This window comes from Streptomyces sp. SAI-170 (assembly GCF_049739565.1).
In the GTDB taxonomy this organism is placed as follows: Bacteria; Actinomycetota; Actinomycetes; order Streptomycetales; family Streptomycetaceae; genus Streptomyces.
Window position 1 is genome coordinate 4,968,116 of sequence record NZ_JBMGQD010000001.1, and the last position, 21,457, is coordinate 4,989,572.

At 71.6% G+C, this 21,457-nt stretch carries 16 protein-coding genes; 8 read left to right on the forward strand and 8 right to left on the reverse strand.

Features of this window, described 5'->3' with window-relative positions; translation table 11 throughout:
• Position 1: 1 nt before the first annotated feature.
• Entirely contained in the window at positions 2-496 is a 495-nt protein-coding gene (locus tag RKD23_RS22275; RefSeq protein WP_424855259.1) for an SUKH-3 domain-containing protein, read from the reverse strand.
• 39 nt (positions 497-535) lie between these two features.
• Complete coding sequence (locus RKD23_RS22280) at positions 536-1,060, reverse strand: YwqJ-related putative deaminase (RefSeq protein ID WP_424855260.1); 525 nt, start codon at positions 1,058-1,060, stop codon at positions 536-538.
• Between the two features lie 308 nt (positions 1,061-1,368).
• On the opposite strand from RKD23_RS22280, the gene RKD23_RS22285 reads away from it, so the two are divergent.
• The 3 genes from RKD23_RS22285 (at position 1,369) to RKD23_RS22295 (ending at position 6,161) form a co-directional block, all read left to right on the forward strand.
• Positions 1,369-2,364 (forward strand): SMI1/KNR4 family protein, encoded by a 996-nt coding sequence (locus RKD23_RS22285; RefSeq protein ID WP_424858307.1) that lies wholly within the window; start codon positions 1,369-1,371, stop codon positions 2,362-2,364.
• Positions 2,365-2,372: 8 nt separating this feature from the next.
• Positions 2,373-5,036, forward strand: coding sequence for an SUKH-4 family immunity protein (locus tag RKD23_RS22290; RefSeq protein ID WP_424855261.1), 2,664 nt, complete (start codon positions 2,373-2,375; stop codon positions 5,034-5,036).
• 234 nt (positions 5,037-5,270) lie between these two features.
• Entirely contained in the window at positions 5,271-6,161 is an 891-nt protein-coding gene (locus RKD23_RS22295; protein WP_424855262.1) for a cellulose-binding protein, read from the forward strand.
• 105 nt (positions 6,162-6,266) lie between these two features.
• Here the strand turns inward: RKD23_RS22295 and RKD23_RS22300 are convergent, their stop codons facing one another.
• The 3 genes from RKD23_RS22300 to RKD23_RS22310 all read right to left on the reverse strand — a co-directional run bounded on the left by RKD23_RS22300 (position 6,267) and on the right by RKD23_RS22310 (position 9,968).
• Entirely contained in the window at positions 6,267-7,874 is a 1,608-nt protein-coding gene (locus tag RKD23_RS22300) for a cation acetate symporter (RefSeq protein WP_424855263.1), read from the reverse strand.
• Positions 7,871-8,275, reverse strand: a complete 405-nt coding sequence (locus tag RKD23_RS22305) for a DUF485 domain-containing protein (RefSeq protein WP_424855264.1) — start codon at positions 8,273-8,275, stop codon at positions 7,871-7,873. Before RKD23_RS22305 ends, RKD23_RS22300 begins: the two co-directional genes overlap by 4 nt.
• Before the next feature lie 190 nt (positions 8,276-8,465).
• Positions 8,466-9,968, reverse strand: a complete 1,503-nt coding sequence (locus RKD23_RS22310) for an MFS transporter (protein WP_424855265.1) — start codon at positions 9,966-9,968, stop codon at positions 8,466-8,468.
• Between the two features lie 395 nt (positions 9,969-10,363).
• On the opposite strand from RKD23_RS22310, the gene RKD23_RS22315 reads away from it, so the two are divergent.
• The 3 genes from RKD23_RS22315 to mfd all read left to right on the forward strand — a co-directional run bounded on the left by RKD23_RS22315 (position 10,364) and on the right by mfd (position 17,554).
• Positions 10,364-11,152: an ABC transporter ATP-binding protein gene (locus RKD23_RS22315; RefSeq protein WP_424855266.1), complete on the forward strand. Its 789-nt coding sequence runs from the start codon at positions 10,364-10,366 to the stop codon at positions 11,150-11,152.
• Positions 11,149-13,728, forward strand: a complete 2,580-nt coding sequence (locus RKD23_RS22320; RefSeq protein WP_424855267.1) for an ABC transporter permease — start codon at positions 11,149-11,151, stop codon at positions 13,726-13,728. The genes RKD23_RS22315 and RKD23_RS22320 overlap by 4 nt, the downstream gene beginning before the upstream one ends.
• Positions 13,729-14,020: 292 nt before the next feature.
• A complete protein-coding gene (mfd, locus tag RKD23_RS22325) occupies positions 14,021-17,554 on the forward strand; it encodes a transcription-repair coupling factor (protein WP_424855268.1) in 3,534 nt (1,177 codons plus the stop codon).
• A 273-nt stretch (positions 17,555-17,827) separates the two neighbouring features.
• Here the strand turns inward: mfd and RKD23_RS22330 are convergent, their stop codons facing one another.
• Positions 17,828-18,016: an antitoxin gene (locus tag RKD23_RS22330; RefSeq protein ID WP_424855269.1), complete on the reverse strand. Its 189-nt coding sequence runs from the start codon at positions 18,014-18,016 to the stop codon at positions 17,828-17,830.
• Between the two features lie 185 nt (positions 18,017-18,201).
• Between RKD23_RS22330 and RKD23_RS22335 the strand changes: the two genes are divergently transcribed.
• Positions 18,202-18,909, forward strand: coding sequence for an HNH endonuclease family protein (locus RKD23_RS22335; protein WP_424855270.1), 708 nt, complete (start codon positions 18,202-18,204; stop codon positions 18,907-18,909).
• 74 nt (positions 18,910-18,983) lie between these two features.
• The gene (locus tag RKD23_RS22340) at positions 18,984-19,727 is read left to right on the forward strand and encodes an N-acetyltransferase (RefSeq protein ID WP_424855271.1); all 744 of its coding nucleotides are present in this window, start codon (positions 18,984-18,986) and stop codon (positions 19,725-19,727) included.
• Positions 19,728-19,767: 40 nt separating this feature from the next.
• Here RKD23_RS22340 and RKD23_RS22345 read toward each other — a convergent pair whose 3' ends face one another.
• Together RKD23_RS22345 and RKD23_RS22350 are read right to left on the reverse strand one after the other, a co-directional pair.
• Positions 19,768-20,535, reverse strand: coding sequence for a hypothetical protein (locus RKD23_RS22345; protein ID WP_424855272.1), 768 nt, complete (start codon positions 20,533-20,535; stop codon positions 19,768-19,770).
• Positions 20,536-20,685: 150 nt separating this feature from the next.
• Positions 20,686-21,381 carry a hypothetical protein gene (locus tag RKD23_RS22350; RefSeq protein ID WP_424855273.1) on the reverse strand — a complete coding sequence of 232 codons (696 nt, stop codon included), beginning with the start codon at positions 21,379-21,381 and terminating at the stop codon, positions 20,686-20,688.
• Positions 21,382-21,457: the final 76 nt, after the last annotated feature.

Genomic DNA, 21,457 nt, shown 5'->3' on the forward strand with positions numbered 1-21,457 from the left:
CTCAGCCCGCGGTGAGGCGTACGGGCTGTATGCCGGTGACGAGGGTCGTCAGCGCGTGGTCGATGTCGGGGCCGAGGTACCAGTCGCCGGTGTGGTCGAGGGCGTAGACGCGGCCTTCGGCGTCGATGGCGAGGAGTGCCTGGGTGTCGGTCTCGGTGCCGAGGGGGCTGACCTCGGTGTCGAGGGCGCGGCCGAGGTCGCCGAGGGTGCGGGCGAGGTGGAGGCCGTGCAGGGGGTCGAGGTGGAGGGCGGCGGGGGCGATCTGGCGGCCGGGGCCGTTGGGGGCGATGTGGAGGCCGCCGAATTCCGCCCAGGCTTCGACGGCGGCGGGGAAGACGGCGTGGCGGTGTCCGGCGGGTGAGGTGTGTCCGCGCAGGCTGTCGGCCCAGGTCTCGGCCTGTTTGATGTCCCAGCGTCCGGGTTGCCAGCCGGCGGTGCGCAGGGCGGCGTCGACGGGGACGGAGAAGCGGGTGGTGGAGGCGCGGTCGGGGTGCATCTGCCCTTGGTATCGGTGTGTGGTTGCCGGGGTGGGTTTTTAGTCGGTGGCCGTGGCCGGGTCGACGATGCGTACGCCGAAGTGGGCGCTGAGGGCGGTGCAGGCGCGGCAGGGGGCGGCGAAGCTGCCGTGGAGGGGGTCGCCGTCCTCGCGGATGCGGCGGGCGGTGAGCTTGGCCTGTTTGAGGGCTTTGCGGGCTTCGCCGTTGGTCATGGGTTTGCGGGCGGCGCGTTTGCTGCGGGTGGCGTCGGCGGTGGTGAGGTGCCGGGAGATGAGGATGGTCTCGGCGCAGCGGCCGGTGAAGCGGTCGCGGCGGTCGCTGCCGAGGGTGTCGAGGAAGTCCTGGACGAGTGGGTGCAGCGGGGGTGGGGTGTCGCCGCGGGCGGCGGTGCCGGTGAGGGTGGCGCCGCGTACGGAGAGGGCGGCGGCGACGGTGGGGAGTATGCCGTCGCGGCGGTGGCGCAGGGTGGGGGCGGGGGGTGTGTCGGTGCTGCTCCACCCGATGCGGGGGTCGCCTGTGGTGGCTGTGTGTGGTCCCGTCTGCGTCGTGTTCATGATCGTCATCCCCTCCCGAGCATCCCCCCGAAGGGTCCAGACTGCCAAATGGCGTGGCTGGTGCGGAAGCTGGGGCGGTGCGACACGCCCGGGTTTGGGCGGGCTGTCACGGCGGGGTGACGGCTGGTCACGGAAGCGGAGCGCCGGTGACCGGTGGAGGCGTACCGCATAGGCTGTCGGCACCGCGTGAGGCGCGGTCGATGCGTTGGTGACAGCGGTCAGCGCGTTGGAGACAGTCGGATACGGGCCGTGGTGGGCTGAGTCGGCGCTGGGCCGGCGACTACGGGCCGTACAGAGTGCCGCAGGGGGCAACCGCCATGACGACAGGTCGGCTCGGGCAGCAAGCCGCGCCGCCGAACGCGGCCTACGCCGGGCAGGTCGTGCATTTCCCGGACCCGGTCCGGGCGTCTCGTCATCCCGCCGGGGTGCGGGTGGACGAGCGCGGCTACCCCGACTTCTCTCCTTATGCGCGTGCGGCTGCGGAGATCGCGGATCCGCCGGAGGGTTTCGGCGTGGATGAACTGCGGTTGACGGACTATGTGTCGGCGAATGCCGCTTTGTCCGCGTCGGGTCATGCGTTGTGGGACACGGTGCCGGCGGTGGCGACGCCGCATGGCTGGACGTGGCATCACGTGGCGGGTACGCGGCGCGTGGAGCTGGTGCCGGTCGAGGTGAAGGCGTTGCTGCGGCATCACGGTGGTGTGGCGACGGCGGCGGTGGACCAGACCAAGCGGGGGACGCGGCCGTTGCAGGAGACGCGTCCGGCGCACTTCGGTCTGCCGAAGTCCGGGGTCGCGGTGTCGGAGCAGCAGGTGCTGCAGGTCGAGGAGGATCTGGGGTACCGGCTGCCGGGTGCGTACCGGTCGTTCCTGAAGGCCGCTGGTGGGTGTGCGCCGGTGGGGACCGCGTTGGACGCGGAGTTGGGGCTGCTGGTGGACCAGCCGTTCTTCACGGTGCGGGACGAGGCCGCGGTCAATGACCTGGTGTACGTGAACAAGTGTCTGCGGGACCATCTGACCAAGGACTATCTGGGTGTCGCCTTCGTGCAGGGCGGTCTGCTGGCGGTGAAGGTGAAGGGCGAGCGGATCGGTTCGGTGTGGTTCTGCGCGTACGACGACGCGCGGGATGTCGATCCGTCGTGGGCGCCTGCTGAGCGGGTGGAGCGGTTGCTGCTGCCGTGCGGTGAGGACTTCGATGTGTTCCTGTCCCGGCTGGCGGGTTCTCCGCCGGAGTTGGAGACGGTGGCGAATCTGATGGTGGACGGCGGTTTCGCGCGGGCCGTGCCTGTCGCCGCCGCGGCTGCGGGGGAGTGAGCTTCGCGATGGTGACCTTTGCGCAGGCGCAGGAGCGCGGCGAGGAGTGGATCAACGGGGACGTGCCGGCGTACCAGCATCGTGAGGTGCGGGTGCGGGAGTTCGGTCTCGGGTTCGTGGTGTGGGCGGAGGACCGTGCCGACGGGCCGCGCTCGGACGGTGGTGCGCAGCGGCTGGTGATCGCCCGGGACAGTGGTGAGGCCTCGCTGTGGCCCTCGCTGCCGGTGGGTGAGGTGATCCGCCGGTACGAGGAGGAGTACGGCGGGAGTGCGGAGGCTGCTGCCGATGCGCCGGCGCCTGCCGCGGCGCGGGTGGATCTGAATCAGACGTCGTTCCTGCTGACTCCGCCGGAGTGGTTGCAGGAGGCGGCGGACCGGATGGGGGTTCCGGACCGGCGGGGTGAGGCGGCGGCGTCCTCTTCGGCTTCGCCTGCTTCCGGTGAGGGGGTTCCGCTGGCGGAGACCCAGGCCGGGGTGCCGGTGGGTGGGCCTGCGCCGGGGGGTTCGCTGAGTGGGCCTCCGCCGGGGGCGACTCCTTGGGCGGGTACGGACACCAATGGTGCCGACGCGGGTGAGGATCGTTCTGTTCCGCTGCCGGAGACCGTGTTCGCGCCGCCGTTGAGCGGTGTCGACGACAACACTCCGCCGCCGGTGGCGCCGGAGGCCAAGACGGCGTTGATGTCGGGCGGCAGCCAGCTTCCGCCGACGGCGATCGCGCCGGCGCTGGGCGGGGCGGGTTCGCCTGGGGTGCCGGGGTCCTCTGGTGTTCCGGGTGGGCCTGGTGTTCCTGGGGTGCCGCCGGGGAGTACGCCTCCGCCGGGGGCGGGTGCGCCGAGCTACGGGTATCCGCAGGGGGCTCCGGGTGTGCCGGGTACGCCTCCGCCAGGGGCTCCGGGTGGTCCGGGTGGTCCGGGTACGCCTCCGCCGGGCGTGGGTGCTCCGGGTGCTCCGGGTGCTCCGGGTGCGCCGGTGTCGTCGCTCGCGCCGAACGCCGGGGACATCGCCGACGCCGCGACCAGCAAGGCCGCGCCGCCACCGCGTCGGGCGCGTGGTGGGGCGACGCCGCCTCCGCCGCCGGGGGCGCCCGGTGCGCCGGGTGCGCGGCCGGGGAGCACGCCGCCTCCCGCGCCTCAGGGAAGTACGCCTCCTCCGGCGCCGGGTGCGGGTGGGTACGTGCCGACGCAGTTGGTGTCGGCGCTGGGCCCCGACGGACCTCAGCCGCCGGGTGCGCCGCAGCCTCCGGGTGCCCCCAAGCCGCCGAACGCGCCGGGCGGTACGCCCCCGGGCGGGGTGCATCACGCCGCGACGATGCTGGCCGACCCGAGCATGGGCGGTCCGGGCGGGATCGCGCCGCAGCCTCCGGGCGCTCCGGGTATGCCGGGTGCGCCTCAGCCTCCTGGCGCTCCTGGCGCCCCGGGGATGCCGGGTGCTCCGGGGATGCCGGGTGCTCCGGGCGCGCCTCAGCCGCCCGGTGCCCCTGGTGCGCAGGGTTCTCTGGGCGGCGCGCAGGGTGCCGTGCACCACGCCGAGACCATGCTGGCCGCGCCGCCGGTCGGTGGCCCGGGTGTGCCGCCTCCGCCTCCGCCGCCGGCGCCCGGCATGCCGGGCGCACCTCAGCCTCCCGGTGCCCCGGGTATGCCGGGCGCCCCGGGTACGCCGCCGCCGGCGTACGGCTACCCGCAGCAGCAGCCCTCGGGCCTGCCGACGGTCGGCCCGGGCTACCAGGCGGTGCTGCGCTACCGGGCGCAGGACGGTTCGGAGCAGCAGCTGATCCGGCGTTCGGCGCCGGGTACGCCGCATCCGGAGTGGCAGATCTTCCATGAGCTGCGGGCGATGAACGTGCCGCCGGACCAGGTGCTGGAGCTGCACACGGAGCTGGAGTCGTGTGAGCTGCCGGGTGCGTACTGTGCGCGGATGATCCGGGAGCAGTGGCCGCAGGCGCGGATCACGAGCATCGCGCCGTACGGCACGGATCACGCGAGCCGGCAGCAGGGCATGCAGCAGTTGCTGGCGCATCAGGGTGAGCTGCACCAGGTGGCGGACGGGCCCGCGCGGCCGGCGCCGGTGCGGGCGCCGTTGCCGCCGGTGCAGCCGGTTCAGCCGGTTCCGCCGGAGGCGGTGGCGCAGGAGCTGGCCGCGGCGTTCGGGCCGGGGGTGTTCCGGTTCGAGCAGGCGGCGGTGTCGCGGCAGGGCGTGCCGCCGGTCGTGGCGCACACGCTGGTCGTGGCGGGGCTTCCGGTGGACATGGGGCCGTTCTTCTGGGCGCAGGCCCAGCCGGGGCGGCCGGTGCCGACGCTGGCCGAGCTGGCGGCGGAGCGGGGCGTGCAGCCGGCCGCGGACGCGGGGTCGTACCTCGTCATGGGTACCGACTTCGGCAAGGCCCTGTGTGTGCAGTACGGGACGGCGAACATCGTCGCGGTGCCGGTGGAGGCCGGGCCCGGTGGGGCGCCGGTGCCGCCGCAGTTCGTGAACTCCGGGCTGCCGGAGTTCGTACGCTGTCTGGCGCTGTTGGGCCGGATGTGGCGGCTGCGGTTCGGGCTGAACCAGGAGCAGGCGGGCCGTTGGACGGTCGACTTCCAGGCGCAGCTCGCGGCGCTGGACCCGGCGGCGCTGGGGTCGCCGGAGAGCTGGTGGTCGGTGCTGCTGGAGCAGATGTGGGACGGCTTGCTGTGACGCCTCGTCCCTGAGGGGCGAGCCGCGCCGCACGCGCGCGTGGAGGGGCCGGGCCTGGTCGCTGGACGACCGGGACCGGCCCCTTTTGCCTGCTTCCGCAACCTGTGCGCGGAGTGTCGCGTTATGAACACTTACGTCTGATCCATCAAGATGTGCGCGAATCGAAAAGCGACAGCGGTCGATCGAACTCGTTCGTACGTCGTTTCGTGCGGGTCGGCGGAGAGGGGTTCCACGATGAGCAGCGCATCGGTGTCACCGCATGGCTTCCTGGCCGTCCGGGGGCGCGGCTACCGCCCCGAAGAGGTGGAGGACTTCACGGCCGAGCTCTGCCGGGACCGGGACGCGGCCTGGGAGCGGGCCGCCCGGCTCACCGTGCTCGCCAAGGAGATGGAGGCCGAGCTCGAGGAGCTGCGCGAGACGGTCGCGGGGCTCGCGCCGCAGATGTACGACTCCCTGGGGGAGCGCGCACAGCGCATCTTCCAGCTCGGGCTCGAAGAGGCGGCGGCTGTGCGCGAGCGCGCGCGGCACGCGGCGCACGAGCAGGTCGCGCAGGCCGAGGAGCACGCCCAGCGCGTACGCCAGGAGGCGCAGGAGGAGGCCGACGCTCTGCGTGCGGACGCGGAGGAACGTGCCCGTCAGAGGGTGCTCGCGGCGCGCGCCGAGGCGGACGACATCCGTGTCACCACCCGGCGTGAGGTCAAGGATCGCCGCGTCGAGGCGCTCGACGCCCTGCGGGAGATGCGTCGGCGTACTTCCGGCGTGCTCGACGACCAGCAGAAGGATCTCGCCGAGCGGTGGGCTGCCGCCGAGCGGGAGTTCGAGGCTCGTGCGGCGGCCGTCGACTCCCGCCATGCCCGGCTCGTCGCGCGTGCGGAGGCCGCCCTGGCGGACGCCGAGCGGGACTTCGCCGAGGCCGAGGAGTCCGCCCGCCGCGGTCAGGAGGAGGCCTGCGCGCGTGCCGCCGAACTCCTCGCGGAGGCCCGCCTGCACGAGGACCGCGTCGCCCGCGAGACCGAGCGCGTCCTGCGTGAACACGGCGAGCGCTGGGACGACGTACACGCCCATATGGACCATGTCCGCAGCAGCCTCGCCGCCTTGGCGGCCGGCCGCCTGGCGACCGAGTAGCGCATGTCGCCGTCGGGCTTGAAGGGGCGCGGGGAACTGCGCGAGCAACCACAACGGACCCGCAGCCGCGAACGATCCGTCACCACCCCCCACAGACGGCGACCTTCACCCCTTCCTGGTCGCTCCCGCCAGAATCCACCCCTCCACCGCCTCGTACCGCCGCCGATGCTCCGCCCGCGCCCGACCGCCGGAGGCCACCGTGCCGAGCCAGCCGAAGGCGAAGCCGAGGGGGATGGTGGCGAGGCCGGTGGTGGTGAAGGGGAAGAAGTTGAAGTCGGCTTCGGGGAAGGCGGAGTGGGGGGAGCCGGAGACGAGGTTGGTGCCGGGCATCAGGAGCAGGACGGAGAGGGTGCCGCCGATGAGGGTGGCGAGCAGGCCGGTGCGGGTGTAGCGGCGCCAGAAGAGGCTGTAGACGAGGGCGGGCGCGAGGGCGGAGGCGCCGACGCAGAAGGAGAACGTCACCAGGGGCTGCAGGCTGCGGTGCTGGGCGAGGGTCGCCAGCAGGACGGCCGGGATGCCGACGGCGAGGGCGGAGATGCGGGCGAGTGCCATCTCGTGGCGGCCGGACAGCTCGCGCAGGCGGGTGGCGAAGACGTCGTGGGCGAGGGAGTTGGCGCAGGCGAGGATCATTCCGGCGACGGAGGCGAGCAGCGTCAGGAAGACGGCGGCGGTGACGGTGGTGAACAGGAAGGTCTCCGCCGTGGACATGCCGGTGCCGAACGCGGCGCGGGAGCCGAGCAGATAGGCGGAGTTGCCCTGCGGGTCGGCCTGGACGACGGCGGCCCGTCCGAGCAGGGCGGTCGCCCCGACGCCGACGACGGTGATGATCAGCACGAACAGGGCGGTGGTCGACACCGCCCAGGACATCGAGCGGCGCACCTGGCGGGCGCTGGAGGCGGTGTACATGCGCATGGTGACGTGGGGGAGGCAGGCGCCACCGAGGACGACCGCCAACTGAGTGCTGATCATGTCGAGTTCGGGGGCGGGGCCGCCCGCGAACCACAGGCCGGAGCTGAGGAAGGCGTCGCCCTCGCCGCTCTGCCGGGCGGCCGCGCCGAACAGCGCTCCGGGGTCCCAGTCGAAGCGGTTCAGCAGCAGGGCGGCGACGACGGCGCCGGAGCCGAGCAGCATGACCATCTTCAGCATCTGGATCAGGGCGGTGCCCTTCATGCCGCCGATGGCGGCGTAGCTGATCATCAGGGCGCCGAGGCCGATGATGCAGCCGGTCTGCACGGACTCGCCGGAGAAGCCGAGGATGAAGGACAGCAGTTGGCCGGCGCCGGCGAGCTGGACGAGCATCATCGGCAGCAGGGCGGCGAGTGTCACCAGGCAGGCGGTGATGCGTACCGAACGGCCCGGCATGCGGCGGGCGAAGGCGTCGCCCATGGTGAACCGGCCCGCGTTGCGCAGGGGTTCGGCCAGCAGGAACATCAGCAGCATCAGCGACAGGGCGGTGCTCAGGGCGAGGACGATGCCGTCGTAGCCGTAGATGGCGATGACGCCGCCCGTGCCCAGGACGGTCGCGGCGGAGATGTAGTCGCCGGCGATGGCCATGCCGTTGCGCAGAGGGGACAGGGAGTTGTAGCCGGTGTAGAACTCGTCGAGGTCGTCCCGGTCGGGGCCGGTCATCACGCACAGCAACAGCGTGACGGTGGCTATCGCGGTGAACGCCAGCAGGGACAGGGTCTGGGAGTCGTCGCTGAGGCCGTTCATCGGCGGGCCTCCCGCTTGGCGTCCAGCCGGGCCTGCTCGCGGATGCGGTCGGCGATCGGGTCGACGTGGCGGCGGGCCGTGTACTCGTACAGGGTGATCGCCAGCCAGGTGACGGGGAGTTGGACGAGTGCGAGGACCAGGCCGACGGGCAGTCCGTCGGCGGCGGTGCCGGTCATGAAGCCGGGGGCGAACGCCGACATCAGCAGGAACAGGACGAAGTAGCCGAGTGCGGTGAGCGTGGCGGTGCGGCGCTGCCAGCGGTACGCGCCGCGCAGGACGCGCAGGTCGCTGTGGTGCCCGAGCGGGGCGTGCATCGGGGCGGGTGGGGCGGGGGGTTCGGGTACGGGTGCGGGTTGCCGGGGGTAGGTGGGGTACGCCTGTGGGGACGGGTCGTAGGACATCCCGGGGCTCCTCGCGCGGCTCGGGTCCGCGGCGGCGGACCGCAGGGAGTGGGGGGTGCGGGGGCACGCACGTTACTCGCCGGGAACATGATCCGCACGGGTTTCGACAAACCTTCTGGTCGGTAACCGTTTGCCATGCTGACCTGCGGTGTTACCCGCGTTAACTTGGACGTTCCACGGCCGAGGCCCCTCAGTCCGCGGGCAGTACGGGAAACCGCCGGGGCGCCACGCACAGCAGGACCACGAACGCCAGCGCCGCCGCGCTCGCCGCGCCGAGATAGACGGCGTGGACGGCGTCGGCGATGGCGTGCCGGGCGGACTCGGGGGCGGGGCCGGAGTCGAGGGCGCGGGTGAGGGAGTCGAGGTCGCCGGCGCCGCCGAGGCGGGCGGCGAGGACGCCGTTGGCGACGGCGCCGAAGACGGCGGCTCCGACGGTCTGCCCGGTCTGGCGGCAGAACAGGACGGAGGCGGTGGTGGTGCCGCGCTCGGACCAGCCGACCGTGGACTGCACGCCGACGATGAGCGGCAGTTGGAAGAAGCCGAGGGCGGCGCCGAGCAGCAGCATCAGCAGGGCGGGCTGCCAGGCCTCGCCCGGGTAGGGCAGGAAGGGGAAGGCGAACAGGATCAGCGCGGCGGTGCCGATGCCGAGCAGGGCGGTGTCGCGGAAGCCGATGCGCCGGTAGAGGTGCTGGCTGTGCGCGGCGGCTATGGGCCAGCTCAGGGTCCACACGCACAGCACGAACCCGGCGGCGACCGGCCCGAGGCCGAGCACCGACTGGGCGTACGTCGGCAGGAACACGGTCGGCGCCACCATCAGCAGGCCCAGTGCGCCGAGGGCGAGGTTGACCGCGGCGATGGTGCGCCGGCGCCACACCCAGCCCGGGATGATCGGCTCGGCGGCCCGGCGCTCGACGACCACGACCACGGCGGCCAGCACCAGCCCCGCCGCGAACAGGGCCAGCGACGGCGCCGACAGCCACGGCCAGGCCACCCCGCCCTGCACCAGCGCGGTCAGCAGCACGCCGCCGCACGCGAACACGGCAAGGGCGCCCGCCCAGTCGACCCGCGCGCGTGCCGCGTTCTTCCGCTCGGGCTCGTGCAGATGACGGACGATCAGCCACAGCGCGAGCGCGCCGATGGGCAGGTTGACCAGGAAGATCCAGCGCCAGTCGGCGTAGCCGGCGAGGACACCGCCGACGGCCGGCCCGGCGACGGCCGACAGGGCCCACACGGTGGACAGCTTGGCCTGGATCTTCGGGCGTTCCTCAAGCGGATACAGGTCGGCGGCGAGAGTCTGCACGGTTCCTTGCAGCGCCCCGCCGCCCAGGCCCTGGACGATGCGGAAGGCGATGAGCGCGGCCATGTTCCAGGCGAGCGCGCACAGCAGTGAGCCCAGCAGGAACACACAGGCCCCGGCGACGAGGACGGGCTTGCGGCCGAAGGTGTCGGAGAGCTTGCCGTAGACGGGCAGGGTGACCGTCACGGCGAGCAGATAGCCGGAGAACAGCCAGGAGAAGACGGAGAAACCGCCGAGGTCGCCGACGATCTGCGGGACGGCGGTGGAGACGATCGTGGAGTCGAGGGCGGCCAGCGCCATCGACAGCATCAGCGCCGCGACGACGGCCCCGCGCCGTCGTGGTGCGATGTCCTGCCGCGCGCTGTCCTCGGCCGCTGTCGGTCTGGTGCCGCCCACGTGTCGGTCCTCCCCGTTCGCTGGTCGTTGCCCCTTGCACCCATCCGCTGCCGGACAGCTTCCCACTTGAGCCTGACGCGGCGGGAGGGTGGAACCTGGGTGGGCCCGAGGAGGTAGCGACCCCGAGAGGATCTCCGCCCGCCGGTGGACTCCCCTAGGGGTACCTCCGTACTTCGGCTCGGGGAGCGTTCGTACCGCCGGAGGACGAGACTGCGGCGGGCCGTTCCTAATCTGGCATTACGCCGCTGGGGACGGCGTACCCGAACGACGAGGGTGGGGTTTTCCCCCGCACAAGACGGGGCCGTGCACCAGCGCGCCGGACCTGCCCCGGCCAGCAGACTCATGGACGTACCGATTCACCCGCACCGTCCGACGACCGACTTAGGAGACATACCGTGACTTCGGCTGTGACCATTCCCGGGCACAAAAGCACTGGAGGGCGTACGGCCGTCGCCGCGCGGGCGCGACAGGTCGTCAAGGCGTACGGGTCGGGGGAGACCCGGGTCGTCGCCCTGGACCACGTGGACGTGGACATCGCCCGCGGCCAGTTCACCGCGATCATGGGCCCGTCGGGGTCCGGCAAGTCCACGCTGATGCACTGCCTGGCCGGGCTCGACACCGTGACGAGCGGTCAGATCTATCTGGACGACACCGAGATCACCGGCCTGAAGGACAAGAAGCTCACGCAGCTGCGCCGGGACCGGATCGGGTTCATCTTCCAGGCGTTCAACCTGCTGCCCACGCTGAACGCGATCGAGAACATCACGCTGCCCATGGACATCGCCGGCCGCAAGCCGGACCGGGCGTGGCTGGACCGGGTCGTGGAGACCGTCGGGCTCGCCGGGCGGCTCAAGCACCGGCCCACCCAGCTCTCCGGCGGCCAGCAGCAGCGGGTGGCCGTGGCCCGGGCGCTCGCCGCCCGGCCCGAGATCATCTTCGGTGACGAGCCGACCGGAAACCTCGACTCGCGCGCGGGCGCCGAGGTCCTCGGCTTCCTGCGCCGCTCGGTGACCGAGCTGGGCCAGACCATCGTCATGGTCACCCACGACCCTGTCGCCGCCTCCTACGCCGACCGCGTGCTGTACCTCGCCGACGGCCGCATCGTCGACGAGATGCACCAGCCGACCGCCGAGCAGGTGCTGGACCGCATGAAGGACTTCGACGCCCGGGGGCGTACGTCATGACCGTGCTGAAGACCTCGATGCGCAACTTCTTCGCGCACAAGGGCCGGATGGCGCTGTCGGCGGTGGCGGTGGTGCTGTCGGTGGCGTTCGTGTGCGGCACGCTGGTGTTCACCGACACCATGAACACGACGTTCGACAAGCTGTTCCAGGCCACCGCCTCCGATGTCACCGTCAGCCCGAAGGAAGCCTCCGGCACCGGTGAGACCACCTCCGACAACGGCCGCCCGCCCGCCATGCCGGCGTCCGTGCTGGAGAAGGTCCGCCAAGTCGACGGTGTGCGCTCGGCGGAAGGCGCCGTCTTCTCGACGTCGGTGACCGTCGTCGACGCCGACAAGGACAACCTCTCGCCCTCCAGCGGCGCCCCGACCATCGTCGGCAACTGGAACGACAACGAGGCGCGCACCATGAAGGTCGCCTCCGGCTCGGCGCCCAAGGGCCCGGACCAGGTGATGGTCGACGCCGACACCGCCGACAAGCACCACCTGAAGCTCGGCGACGAACTCGGCGTCATCACGGCCGTCGGCACGCACAAGGCGAAGATCTCCGGCGTCGTCGAGTTCAAGGTCACCAACCCCGGTGCCGCGTTGTTCTACCTCGACACCAGGACCGCGCAAGCGGCGCTGGTCGGCCAGAGCGGCGTCTACACCGACGTCAACGTCACCGCCGCGCCCGGCATGACCGACGCGCAGGTCAAGCGCAACGTCGTCGAGGCCCTCGGCGGCGACTACCAGGTGCAGACCGCCAAGGAGGTCGCCGACGAGAACGCCAAGGACGTCGGCGAGTTCATGAACGTCATCAAGTACGCCATGCTCGGCTTCGCCGGCATCGCGTTCCTGGTCGGCGTGTTCCTGATCATCAACACCTTCTCCATGCTGGTCGCCCAGCGCACCCGCGAGATCGGCCTGATGCGGGCCATCGGCTCCAGCCGCAAGCAGGTCAACCGGTCCGTGCTGGTCGAGGCGCTGCTGCTCGGCGTCGTCGGCTCCGTGCTCGGCGCCGGCGCGGGCGTCGGGCTCGCGATCGGGCTGATGAAGCTCATGGGCCTGATGGGCATGAACCTGTCCACCAGGGACCTGACGGTCGCCTGGACGACCCCGGCGCTCGGCCTGTTCCTCGGCGTCGTCGTCACCGTCCTCGCCGCCTATCTGCCCGCCCGCCGCGCGGGCAGGATCTCGCCGATGGCCGCCCTGCGCGACGCCGGCACCCCGGCCGACGCCAAGGCCGGTGTCATACGCGCCCTGATCGGTCTCGCCCTCACCGGCGCGGGCGGCTTCGCCCTGTATGTCACCACGACCGTGGACAAGGCGAGCGAGGGCGCCCAGTTCCTCGGCCTGGGCATCGTCCTCAGCCTCATCGGCTTCGTCGTCATCGGACCGGTCCTCGCCGGCGGTGTCGTACGGGTCCTCAGCGCCGTCCTGCTGCGGATGTTCGGGCCCGTCGGCCGCATGGCCGAGCGCAACGCGCTGCGCAACCCGCGCCGCACCGGCGCCACGGGCGCCGCGCTGATGATCGGTCTCGCGCTGGTGGCGTGTCTGTCGGTGGTGGGCTCCTCGATGGTGGCCTCCGCGACGGACGAGCTCGACAAAAGCGTCGGCACGGACTTCATCGTCCAGAACGACGGCGACCAGCTGATCACCGCGCAGGCCGTCAAGGCGATCAAGGACACCCCGGGGCTGGAGCGGGTCACCGAGTACAAGTGGCTCAAGGCCGACTTCCGCACCCCGGACGGCAAGACGCTCGAGGGCACCGCGCTGTCGGCGGCCGACCCGACGTACCCCCAGGACGTGCGCGTGGAGACGGTCCAGGGCAAGCTCGCCGACGCCTACCGGCCCGACTCGATGTCCGTCCACGAGGAGTTCGCCAAGGACCACGGCATCCGCCTCGGCTCCACGATCGACGTCACACTTCCCGGTGACGCCACCGCGAAGCTGACGGTCCGCGCGATCACCAGCAGCGACGCCGTCATCGACCAGGGCGCGATGTACACCTCCATCAGCACGCTGGCCAAGCATGTGCGGGCCGAGGACATGCCGCTGGACATGCTGGTCTTCGCCTCGGCGAAGGACGGCCAGGAGGCGGCCGCGTACAAGGCGCTGAAGGCGTCGATGGACGACTACCCGCAGTACCAGGTCCGCGACCAGACCGACTACAAGGAGGCCCTGAAGGACCAGGTCGGCCAGCTGCTGAACATGATCTACGGGCTGCTGGTGCTGGCGATCGTCGTCGCGATCCTCGGTGTGGTGAACACCCTCGCCCTGTCGGTCGTCGAGCGGACCCGGGAGATCGGCCTGATGCGGGCCATCGGCCTCTCCCGGCGCCAGCTGCGCCGCATGATCCGCCTGGAGTCGGTCGTCATCGCCCTCTTCGGCGCGCTGCTCGGCCTCGGACTCGGCATGGGCTGGGGCGTGACCGCCCAGAAGCTCCTGTCCCTGGAGGGCCTGAAGGTCCTGGAGATCCCCTGGCCGACCATCACCGGCGTGCTCGTCGGCTCGGCCCTGGTGGGCCTGCTCGCGGCACTGATCCCGGCGTTCCGCGCGGGACGGATGAACGTCCTGAACGCGATCGGCACCGACTAGCCACCACTCGCGGGGGAAGGGCCCGGCCGACCGGCGGGCCCCAGCGGGGGGAGGCCCGGCGCGGAGTCACCACGACTCCGGGCCGGGCCTCACGCGCGTGGTGCGGCGGTCACCGCCGAGGTCGCCTGGCGTGGGAGTCACCTGGTTTTCCGGGGCGGCCCTCGCAGGGCGTGGTCCGGGGCCCGTTCGATTCCGCCGGGTGATCGACCCCGCGTGGACGTACTCTGGGAAGCCCGGCCCGCACCGCGTGTCGGGCCCTTCGCGTTGCCCACCTGGACGGAAAGCCCCCTCCATGAGTCTGCACGGTCTGCTCGACGCCGTCGTCAAGGACACCGCCCTCGCGGAAGCGATCACGGCGGCCGCGGACGGCAACCGCATGCATGTCGACCTCGTCGGCCCGCCGGCGACCCGCCCCTTCGCGATCGCCGGTCTCGCCCGCGAGGCCGGACGCACGGTCCTCGCCGTCACCGCGACCGGCCGCGAGGCCGAGGACCTCGCGGCCGCCCTGCGCTCCCTGCTGCCGCCGGACACCGTCGTGGAGTACCCCTCCTGGGAGACGCTGCCGCACGAGCGGCTCAGCCCCCGCAGCGACACCGTCGGCCGCCGCCTCGCCGTGCTGCGCCGCCTCGCCCACCCGCGCCCCGACGACCCCGAGACCGGCCCCGTCTCCGTCGTTGTCGCGCCCGTACGGTCCGTGCTCCAGCCGCAGGTCAAGGGCCTGGGCGAGCTGGAGCCCGTCGCCCTGCGCACCGGGCAGAGCGCCGACCTGAACGAGATCGTCGAGGCCCTCGCGGCAGCCGCGTACGCGCGCGTGGAGCTCGTCGAGAAGCGCGGCGAGTTCGCCGTGCGCGGCGGCATCCTCGACGTGTTCCCGCCCACCGAGGAACACCCCCTGCGCGTCGAGTTCTGGGGCGACGACGTCGAGGAGATCCGCTACTTCAAGGTCGCCGACCAGCGCTCCCTCGAAGTCGCCGAGCACGGCCTGTGGGCACCGCCCTGTCGTGAACTTCTGTTGACGGAAGACGTCCGCACGCGTGCGCGTGCCCTCGCCGAGCAGCACCCCGAGCTGGGCGAGCTGCTCGGCAAGATCGCCGAGGGCATCGCGGTGGAGGGCATGGAGTCCCTCGCACCGGTGCTGGTCGACGACATGGAACTGCTGCTCGACGTCCTGCCCAAGGGCGCCATGGCCGTCGTATGCGATCCGGAGCGGGTACGCACGCGTGCCGCCGATCTCGTCGCCACGAGTCAGGAGTTCCTGCAGGCGTCGTGGGCGGCCACCGCGGGCGGCGGCGAGGCGCCCATCGACGTCGGCGCGGCCTCCCTGTGGTCCATCGCGGACGTCCGTGACCGCGCGCGTGAGCTGGACATGATGTGGTGGTCGGTGTCGCCGTTCGCCGCCGACGAAGAGCTCGACGCGGACACGCTGAAGGTCGGCATGCACGCCCCCGAGACCTATCGCGGCGACACCGCCAAGGCGCTCGCCGACACCAAGGGCTGGCTCGCCGACGGCTGGCGCACCGTCTTCGTCACCGAGGGCCACGGCCCGGCCGCCCGCACCGTCGAGGTCCTCGGCGGCGAGGGCGTCGCCGCCCGCCTGGAGGCCGACCTGGGCGTGATCGAGCCCTCCGTCGTGCATGTGGCGTGCGGTTCCATCGAGCACGGCTTCGTCCACCCGGCGCTGAAGGTCGCCGTCCTCACCGAGACCGACCTGTCCGGGCAGAAGGCCGCGGGACGCGACGGCACCCGCATGCCCGCGCGGCGCCGCAAGACCATCGACCCGCTCACCCTGGAGGCGGGCGACTACATCGTCCACGAGCAGCACGGCGTCGGCCGCTACATCGAGATGGTCCAGCGGACCGTCCAGGGCGCCACGCGCGAGTACCTCGTCGTCGAGTACGCCCCCGCCAAGCGCGGCCAGCCCGGCGACCGGCTGTACATCCCCACCGACCAGCTGGAGCAGATCACCAAGTACGTCGGCGGCGAGGCACCCACCCTGCACCGCCTGGGCGGCGCCGACTGGACCAAGACCAAGGCGCGCGCCAAGAAGGCCGTCAAGGAGATCGCCGCCGACCTGATCAAGCTGTACAGCGCCCGCATGGCCGCACCCGGCCACCCCTTCGGGCCCGACACGCCCTGGCAGCGCGAACTGGAGGACGCCTTCCCCTACGCCGAGACGCCCGACCAGCTCACCACGATCGCCGAGGTCAAGGAGGACATGGAGAAGACGGTCCCGATGGACCGCCTGATCTGCGGCGACGTCGGCTACGGCAAGACCGAGATCGCGGTACGGGCCGCCTTCAAGGCCGTCCAGGACGGCAAGCAGGTCGCCGTGCTCGTGCCGACCACGCTGCTGGTGCAGCAGCACTTCGGCACCTTCAGCGAGCGGTACGCGCAGTTCCCGGTGGCCGTGAAGGCGCTGTCCCGCTTCCAGACGGACACCGAGGCGAAGGCCGTCCTGGAGGGCCTGCGCGAGGGCTCGGTGGACGTCGTCATCGGCACGCACCGGCTGTTCGCCTCCGAGACCAAGTTCAAGGACCTCGGCCTGGTCATCGTCGACGAGGAGCAGCGCTTCGGCGTCGAGCACAAGGAGCAGCTGAAGAAGCTGCGCGCCAACGTCGACGTGCTGACCATGTCCGCGACCCCGATCCCGCGCACCCTGGAGATGGCGGTCACCGGCATCCGCGAGATGTCGACGATCACCACCCCGCCCGAGGAACGGCACCCGGTGCTGACCTTCGTAGGCCCGTACGAGGAGAAGCAGATCGGCGCCGCGATCCGCCGCGAGCTGCTGCGCGAGGGCCAGGTCTTCTACATCCACAACCGCGTCGAGTCCATCGACCGCGCGGCGGCCCGGCTGCGGGACATCGTCCCCGAGGCGCGCATCGCGACCGCGCACGGCCAGATGTCGGAGTCGGCCCTGGAGCAGGTCGTCGTCGACTTCTGGGAGAAGAAGTTCGACGTGCTCGTCTCCACGACGATCGTCGAGTCCGGCATCGACATCTCCAACGCCAACACCCTGATCGTGGAACGCGGCGACACCTTCGGCCTCTCCCAGCTGCACCAGCTGCGCGGCCGCGTCGGACGCGGTCGCGAGCGCGGGTACGCCTACTTCCTGTACCCGCCGGAGAAGCCACTGACGGAGACCGCCCACGAACGGCTGGCGACGATCGCCCAGCACACCGAGATGGGCGCGGGCATGTACGTCGCCATGAAGGACCTGGAGATCCGCGGCGCGGGCAACCTGCTCGGCGGCGAGCAGTCGGGTCACATCGCGGGCGTCGGCTTCGACCTGTACGTCCGGATGGTCGGCGAGGCCGTCGCGGACTACCGGCGCCAGCTGGAGAGCGGGGAGATCGAGGAGGAGCCGCCGCTCGAGGTCAAGATCGAGCTGCCGGTCGACGCGCACGTCCCGCACGACTACGCCCCCGGCGAGCGGCTGCGTCTGCAGGCGTACCGGGCCATCGCCTCCGCCAACACGGAGGAGGACATCAAGGCCGTCCGCGAGGAACTCCTCGACCGCTACGGCAAGTTGCCCGAGCCGGTGGAGAACCTGCTGCTGGTGGCGGGCCTGCGGATGCTCGCACGAGCGTGCGGCGTCGGCGAGATCGTGCTGCAGGGCACCAACATCCGCCTCGCGCCGGTGGAGTTGCGCGAGTCGCAGGAGCTGCGGCTGAAGCGGCTGTACCCGGGGTCCGTCATCAAGCCGGCGGCCCATCAGGTGCTGGTGCCGCGGCCGAAGACCGCGAAGGTGGGCGGGAAGCCGCTGGTCGGGCGGGACCTGCTGGGCTGGGTCGGGGAGTTCCTGGCGTCGGTGCTGGGGTCGTAGGGGCGAGCTGTGCGTGGCGCCGGCCGGGCCGCGCTGGGCGGGTGGGTTCACCCGTCCGGGGCATGTGGCTGTCCACATCTGTGGGTTGTCCACAGGCCCGAGCCGTTGTCGGTGGCGCGTGGTGGACTGAGGTCATGAGACGGACGCGAGAACGCGGAACGAAGCCGTCCGCGGTCGGTGGGGAACGGCGGACGGCTTCCTTTTCCGGATGGTCGAGGAGGGCCCACGTCGGTTCGCCGACGGGCCCGTGCACTCTTCCGTGGGTCTCCGGGTCTACTGCTGGTCGGGCGAGTCGTCCTGGTCCATGCCCAGCCGGCGCTCGGCCTGCCGCTGTGCGGCGTCGACCTGGCTCTCGTACTTGTTGCCCGTCCTCTCGTTGACCTGCTTCTCGGCGGCGTCGGACATGTTCTTGGCCTTGTCGCGTGCCGCGTGGTTGCTCTTGAACCTGTCGAAGATGCCCATCCAGAGCTCCTTCCGGAGGTGACTCACGATCGACGATACGCCCGAGTTGCGAGTCATGTGCAAGTTGGAGCGGTTATGGTCTGGACCTCTCGGCCGCTACCGTGGGGCAGGTGTCTCAGGGGTGGGGTGATCGTGTGCCGAGGCGGTGTCTCACGCGCGGCGTGCTGGGTGCCGGCGCTGTACTGATGGCCGGGACGGTCCTGGCGGGCTGTACGGGGAGCGGACTCCCCGGCGAGAGCGGCTCGTCGGCGTCCGACACGTACGGAACCAGCCCCTTGGCCGACCCTGACGGTACGAGACCAGGGCTGGCCCCGATCTCGTCCGAGCAGGACGAGGCGACGGCGCGTGAGCTGATCGCCGGGCTGCACACCAAGGGGCGAGGCCCGAAGACGGGTTACGACCGGGACGAGTTCGGCTACGCGTGGATGGACACGGCGGACGGCGTGCCGCTGGCGAGGAACGGCTGTGACACGCGGAACGACCTGCTCAAACTCCATGGGCGCAACGTCCGGTTCCGTACGGGGTCGGACTGCGTGGTCGTGTCGATGGACCTGTACGACCCGTACACCGGCAAGGACATCGCCTGGAAGAAGGCGAAGGCCACAGAGGTGCAGATCGACCACGTGGTGCCGTTGTCGTACGCCTGGCAGATGGGGGCCGCCCGCTGGAGCGAGGAGAAGCGGCGGAGACTGGCCAACGACGCGCTGAACCTCCTGCCGGTCTCGGGCCCCACGAACTCCGCCAAGAGCGACTCCGGTCCGGCGTCCTGGCTTCCGCCCAACAAGGCGATCCGCTGCTCGTACGCGGTGCGGTTCGCGCAGGTGGCGCGGAAGTACGAGCTGTCGGTCACGGCCCCGGACAAGAGCGCGATGCTTCGCCAGTGCGGAGGCTGAAGCCACTGCCTTTGCCGGGCCTCGGCGGGGAAAACCGTTTCCGGGGTGCTCGTCCCTCTGCCTACGGTGAGCGCATGGACGTGAAGGTGTCGACTCTCGCCGACCGCCCCGACCTGGTGGAGCCGGTCTTCGCCATGGCGGACACCTGGCCGGAGTTCGTGACGCAGGACCCCGTGGGCAACGCCCACTACGGCCGTATCGCCACGGAGTTCCCGCAGTACGCCCTGGCCGCCCAGGACGAGCGGGGCGAGGTGGTCGCGCACGCCTTCAGCGTGCCGTTCGCCCTGGACGCCGAGGGACGTGGCGAACTGCCCGCACGCGGCTGGGACCAGGTGCTCGTCTGGGCCTTCTCCGACCTGCGCCGCGGTGTCACGCCCGACACCGTCAGCGCGATCTCCGTCGTCGTCGAGCCGCACGCCCAAGGGGCCGGACTGTCCGGCCGTATGCTCACCGCGATGCACGACAACGCGGCCGCGCTGGGCCACCGCCAGGTCGTCGCCCCTGTACGCCCCAACGCCAAGCACCTCGAACCCCGTACGCCCATGCGGGAGTACGCCCACCGGGTGCGCCCCGACGGTCTGCCGCAGGACCCCTGGCTGCGGCAGCACGCCCGCGCGGGCGCCGCCGTGGAGTCGGTGGCGCCCGCGTCGATGACCGTGGCGGCCTCCCTGGAGGAGTGGCGCAGCTGGACCGGTCTGCCGTTCGACACCGACGGTGAGGTGGAGGTGCCCGGCGCGCTGGTGCCGGTGCGGGTGTCGCTGGCGCATGGGCACGCGGTGTATGTCGAGCCGAACGTGTGGATGCGGCGGGTGTTCTGAGGCTCCGCCCTGCTGGGGGCTTGGGGCTTGGGCTTGTGCCTCAGCCGAGGTCGTCGAGGTCCAGGATCTCGCCGGCCGGCTTCTTCGCCGCGACGGGCTTGTCGTAGTCGCTGAGGACGAGGCTGCCGCTGTCGCCGGCTGCGTCGCTGTCCAGGCGCAGGACGTACGGCTTGCCCTGGGTGGCGACGTACGCCGTGTACGTGTCCTTGCCGTCCTTCTCCTTGAGGGCCAGCGCCGGGGTGCCGTCGACGGTGGTGGTCCGGCCGCGGGTGGCGGCCGAGGCGCCCTCGGTGTCGTCGCCGAGCAGCGTGTCGAGGTCGCACAGGTCGGCGATCTCGGCGGCCTCGGCGTCCTTCCCCGCCGTGGTCCACTTCCCGGCGAGCATGTCCACCGCCGCGTCGGAGTCCTCCTGGGGCTCGCCCTCCATCTGGGCGCGCAGGAATGCCTCGTCGTAGCGCATGTAGACGGCGTCGCCGACCCTGATCACGTCCGTCTTGCCGCCGTCCGCGCTCAGCGTGCCGACGCAGTCGCCCTTGGTGTCCAGGGCGATGTCGATCCGCAGCGGGCCGCCGCTCGTGTCGTCCTGGATGTCGCCCTTCACCCGTACCGACCGGGCACCCATGGTCGCCTCGAAGGCCTGGTCCAGGATCTCGCCACCGCTCAGACCGGGGAACGGCTCCTCGGCCCTGGACGGGGTCGAGCCGGCGGCTCCGCCGGTGCTCTTGGCGTTGCCGTTGTCGGCGCAGCCGGTGAAGACGACGGCCGTGGTGGCGGCGATGCAGAGGGCGGCAACAGTGTTGATGCGCATGGCAGTTCCTCGGGGTGGTGATGCGGTGTGGTGGGGGTGCGGGGGGTGGAGGGGGTGCGGTGCTGCGGTGGTGCCGTGATGCCGTGATGCCGTGGTGCGGGGCCGGCGGGGCGTTGCGCGGTCGCGCCACGCCCCGCACGAGGGGCTCGGTCAGGCCTTCTTCCAGTCCTTGCAGCCCGACGTCTTGAAGTAGGCGTCCGAGGCGCTGATGGTCACGACCGCGGTGCCGGAGACGTTGTTGTTCGCGAGGATCGAGTCGATGGAGTGGTCGGCGTCCTTGGTGCGCTCCCAGTAGCACATGTCGTCGGTGTTCCCCGTCGACTTGTACGTGCCCGGGGCGATGTCGACACCGACCTTGAACATGCCGCCGTCGCCGGCCATCTCGGTCTTCGGGGCGCCGCCCTTGGCGTTCGGGTCGACGGCCTCCCAGTCGGCACAGTCGCTGGACGTGAACAGCTTGTCCGTGGCCTTGACGGTGACATAGCCGGTGCCGGTGACGTTGTCGTTCGCCAGCAGGGAGTCGAGCTCGCCGGAGGCGTCCTTGGCGCGCTCCCAGTAGCACATGCCGTCGGTGTTGCCGGTGCTGCGATAGGTGCCGGGCTTGATGTCGCTGCCGACCTGGTAGTCACCGCTGCCGTCGATGGAGGCGGCCTTGTCGGTGTCCTTGTCGGCTGCCTTGCCCGTGTCCTTGGTGTCGCCGCCCGGCTTGCGGTCCGCGGCCGCGGAAGAGCCCTTGCCGCCACCCGAGGTTCCGCTGTCGCTGTTGTCGCCGGCGTTCGCCGAGACCGCGGCGATGACGACGACGCCCACGACGGCACCCAGCGCGACCTTGCCCTTCATGCCCATGGCTGTTCCCTCCCCTGCGATGTGACTGCCTCGGACTGGCAGCCGCTCGTTCGCTGGGTCAATAAGAGCATGTGCT

Excerpts from the sequence above, each read along its gene's own strand:
- RKD23_RS22275 (WP_424855259.1), bottom strand. The coding sequence starts at position 496 with ATGCACCCCGACCGCGCCTCCACCACCCGCTTCTCCGTCCCCGTCGAC.
- RKD23_RS22280 (WP_424855260.1), bottom strand. The coding sequence starts at position 1,060 with ATGACGATCATGAACACGACGCAGACGGGACCACACACAGCCACCACA.
- RKD23_RS22285 (WP_424858307.1), top strand. The coding sequence starts at position 1,369 with ATGACGACAGGTCGGCTCGGGCAGCAAGCCGCGCCGCCGAACGCGGCC.
- RKD23_RS22290 (WP_424855261.1), top strand. The coding sequence starts at position 2,373 with ATGGTGACCTTTGCGCAGGCGCAGGAGCGCGGCGAGGAGTGGATCAAC.
- RKD23_RS22295 (WP_424855262.1), top strand. The coding sequence starts at position 5,271 with ATGAGCAGCGCATCGGTGTCACCGCATGGCTTCCTGGCCGTCCGGGGG.
- RKD23_RS22300 (WP_424855263.1), bottom strand. The coding sequence starts at position 7,874 with ATGAACGGCCTCAGCGACGACTCCCAGACCCTGTCCCTGCTGGCGTTC.
- RKD23_RS22305 (WP_424855264.1), bottom strand. The coding sequence starts at position 8,275 with ATGTCCTACGACCCGTCCCCACAGGCGTACCCCACCTACCCCCGGCAA.
- RKD23_RS22320 (WP_424855267.1), top strand. The coding sequence starts at position 11,149 with ATGACCGTGCTGAAGACCTCGATGCGCAACTTCTTCGCGCACAAGGGC.
- mfd (WP_424855268.1), top strand. The coding sequence starts at position 14,021 with ATGAGTCTGCACGGTCTGCTCGACGCCGTCGTCAAGGACACCGCCCTC.
- RKD23_RS22330 (WP_424855269.1), bottom strand. The coding sequence starts at position 18,016 with ATGGGCATCTTCGACAGGTTCAAGAGCAACCACGCGGCACGCGACAAG.
- RKD23_RS22335 (WP_424855270.1), top strand. The coding sequence starts at position 18,202 with ATGGCCGGGACGGTCCTGGCGGGCTGTACGGGGAGCGGACTCCCCGGC.
- RKD23_RS22340 (WP_424855271.1), top strand. The coding sequence starts at position 18,984 with ATGGACGTGAAGGTGTCGACTCTCGCCGACCGCCCCGACCTGGTGGAG.
- RKD23_RS22345 (WP_424855272.1), bottom strand. The coding sequence starts at position 20,535 with ATGCGCATCAACACTGTTGCCGCCCTCTGCATCGCCGCCACCACGGCC.
- RKD23_RS22350 (WP_424855273.1), bottom strand. The coding sequence starts at position 21,381 with ATGGGCATGAAGGGCAAGGTCGCGCTGGGTGCCGTCGTGGGCGTCGTC.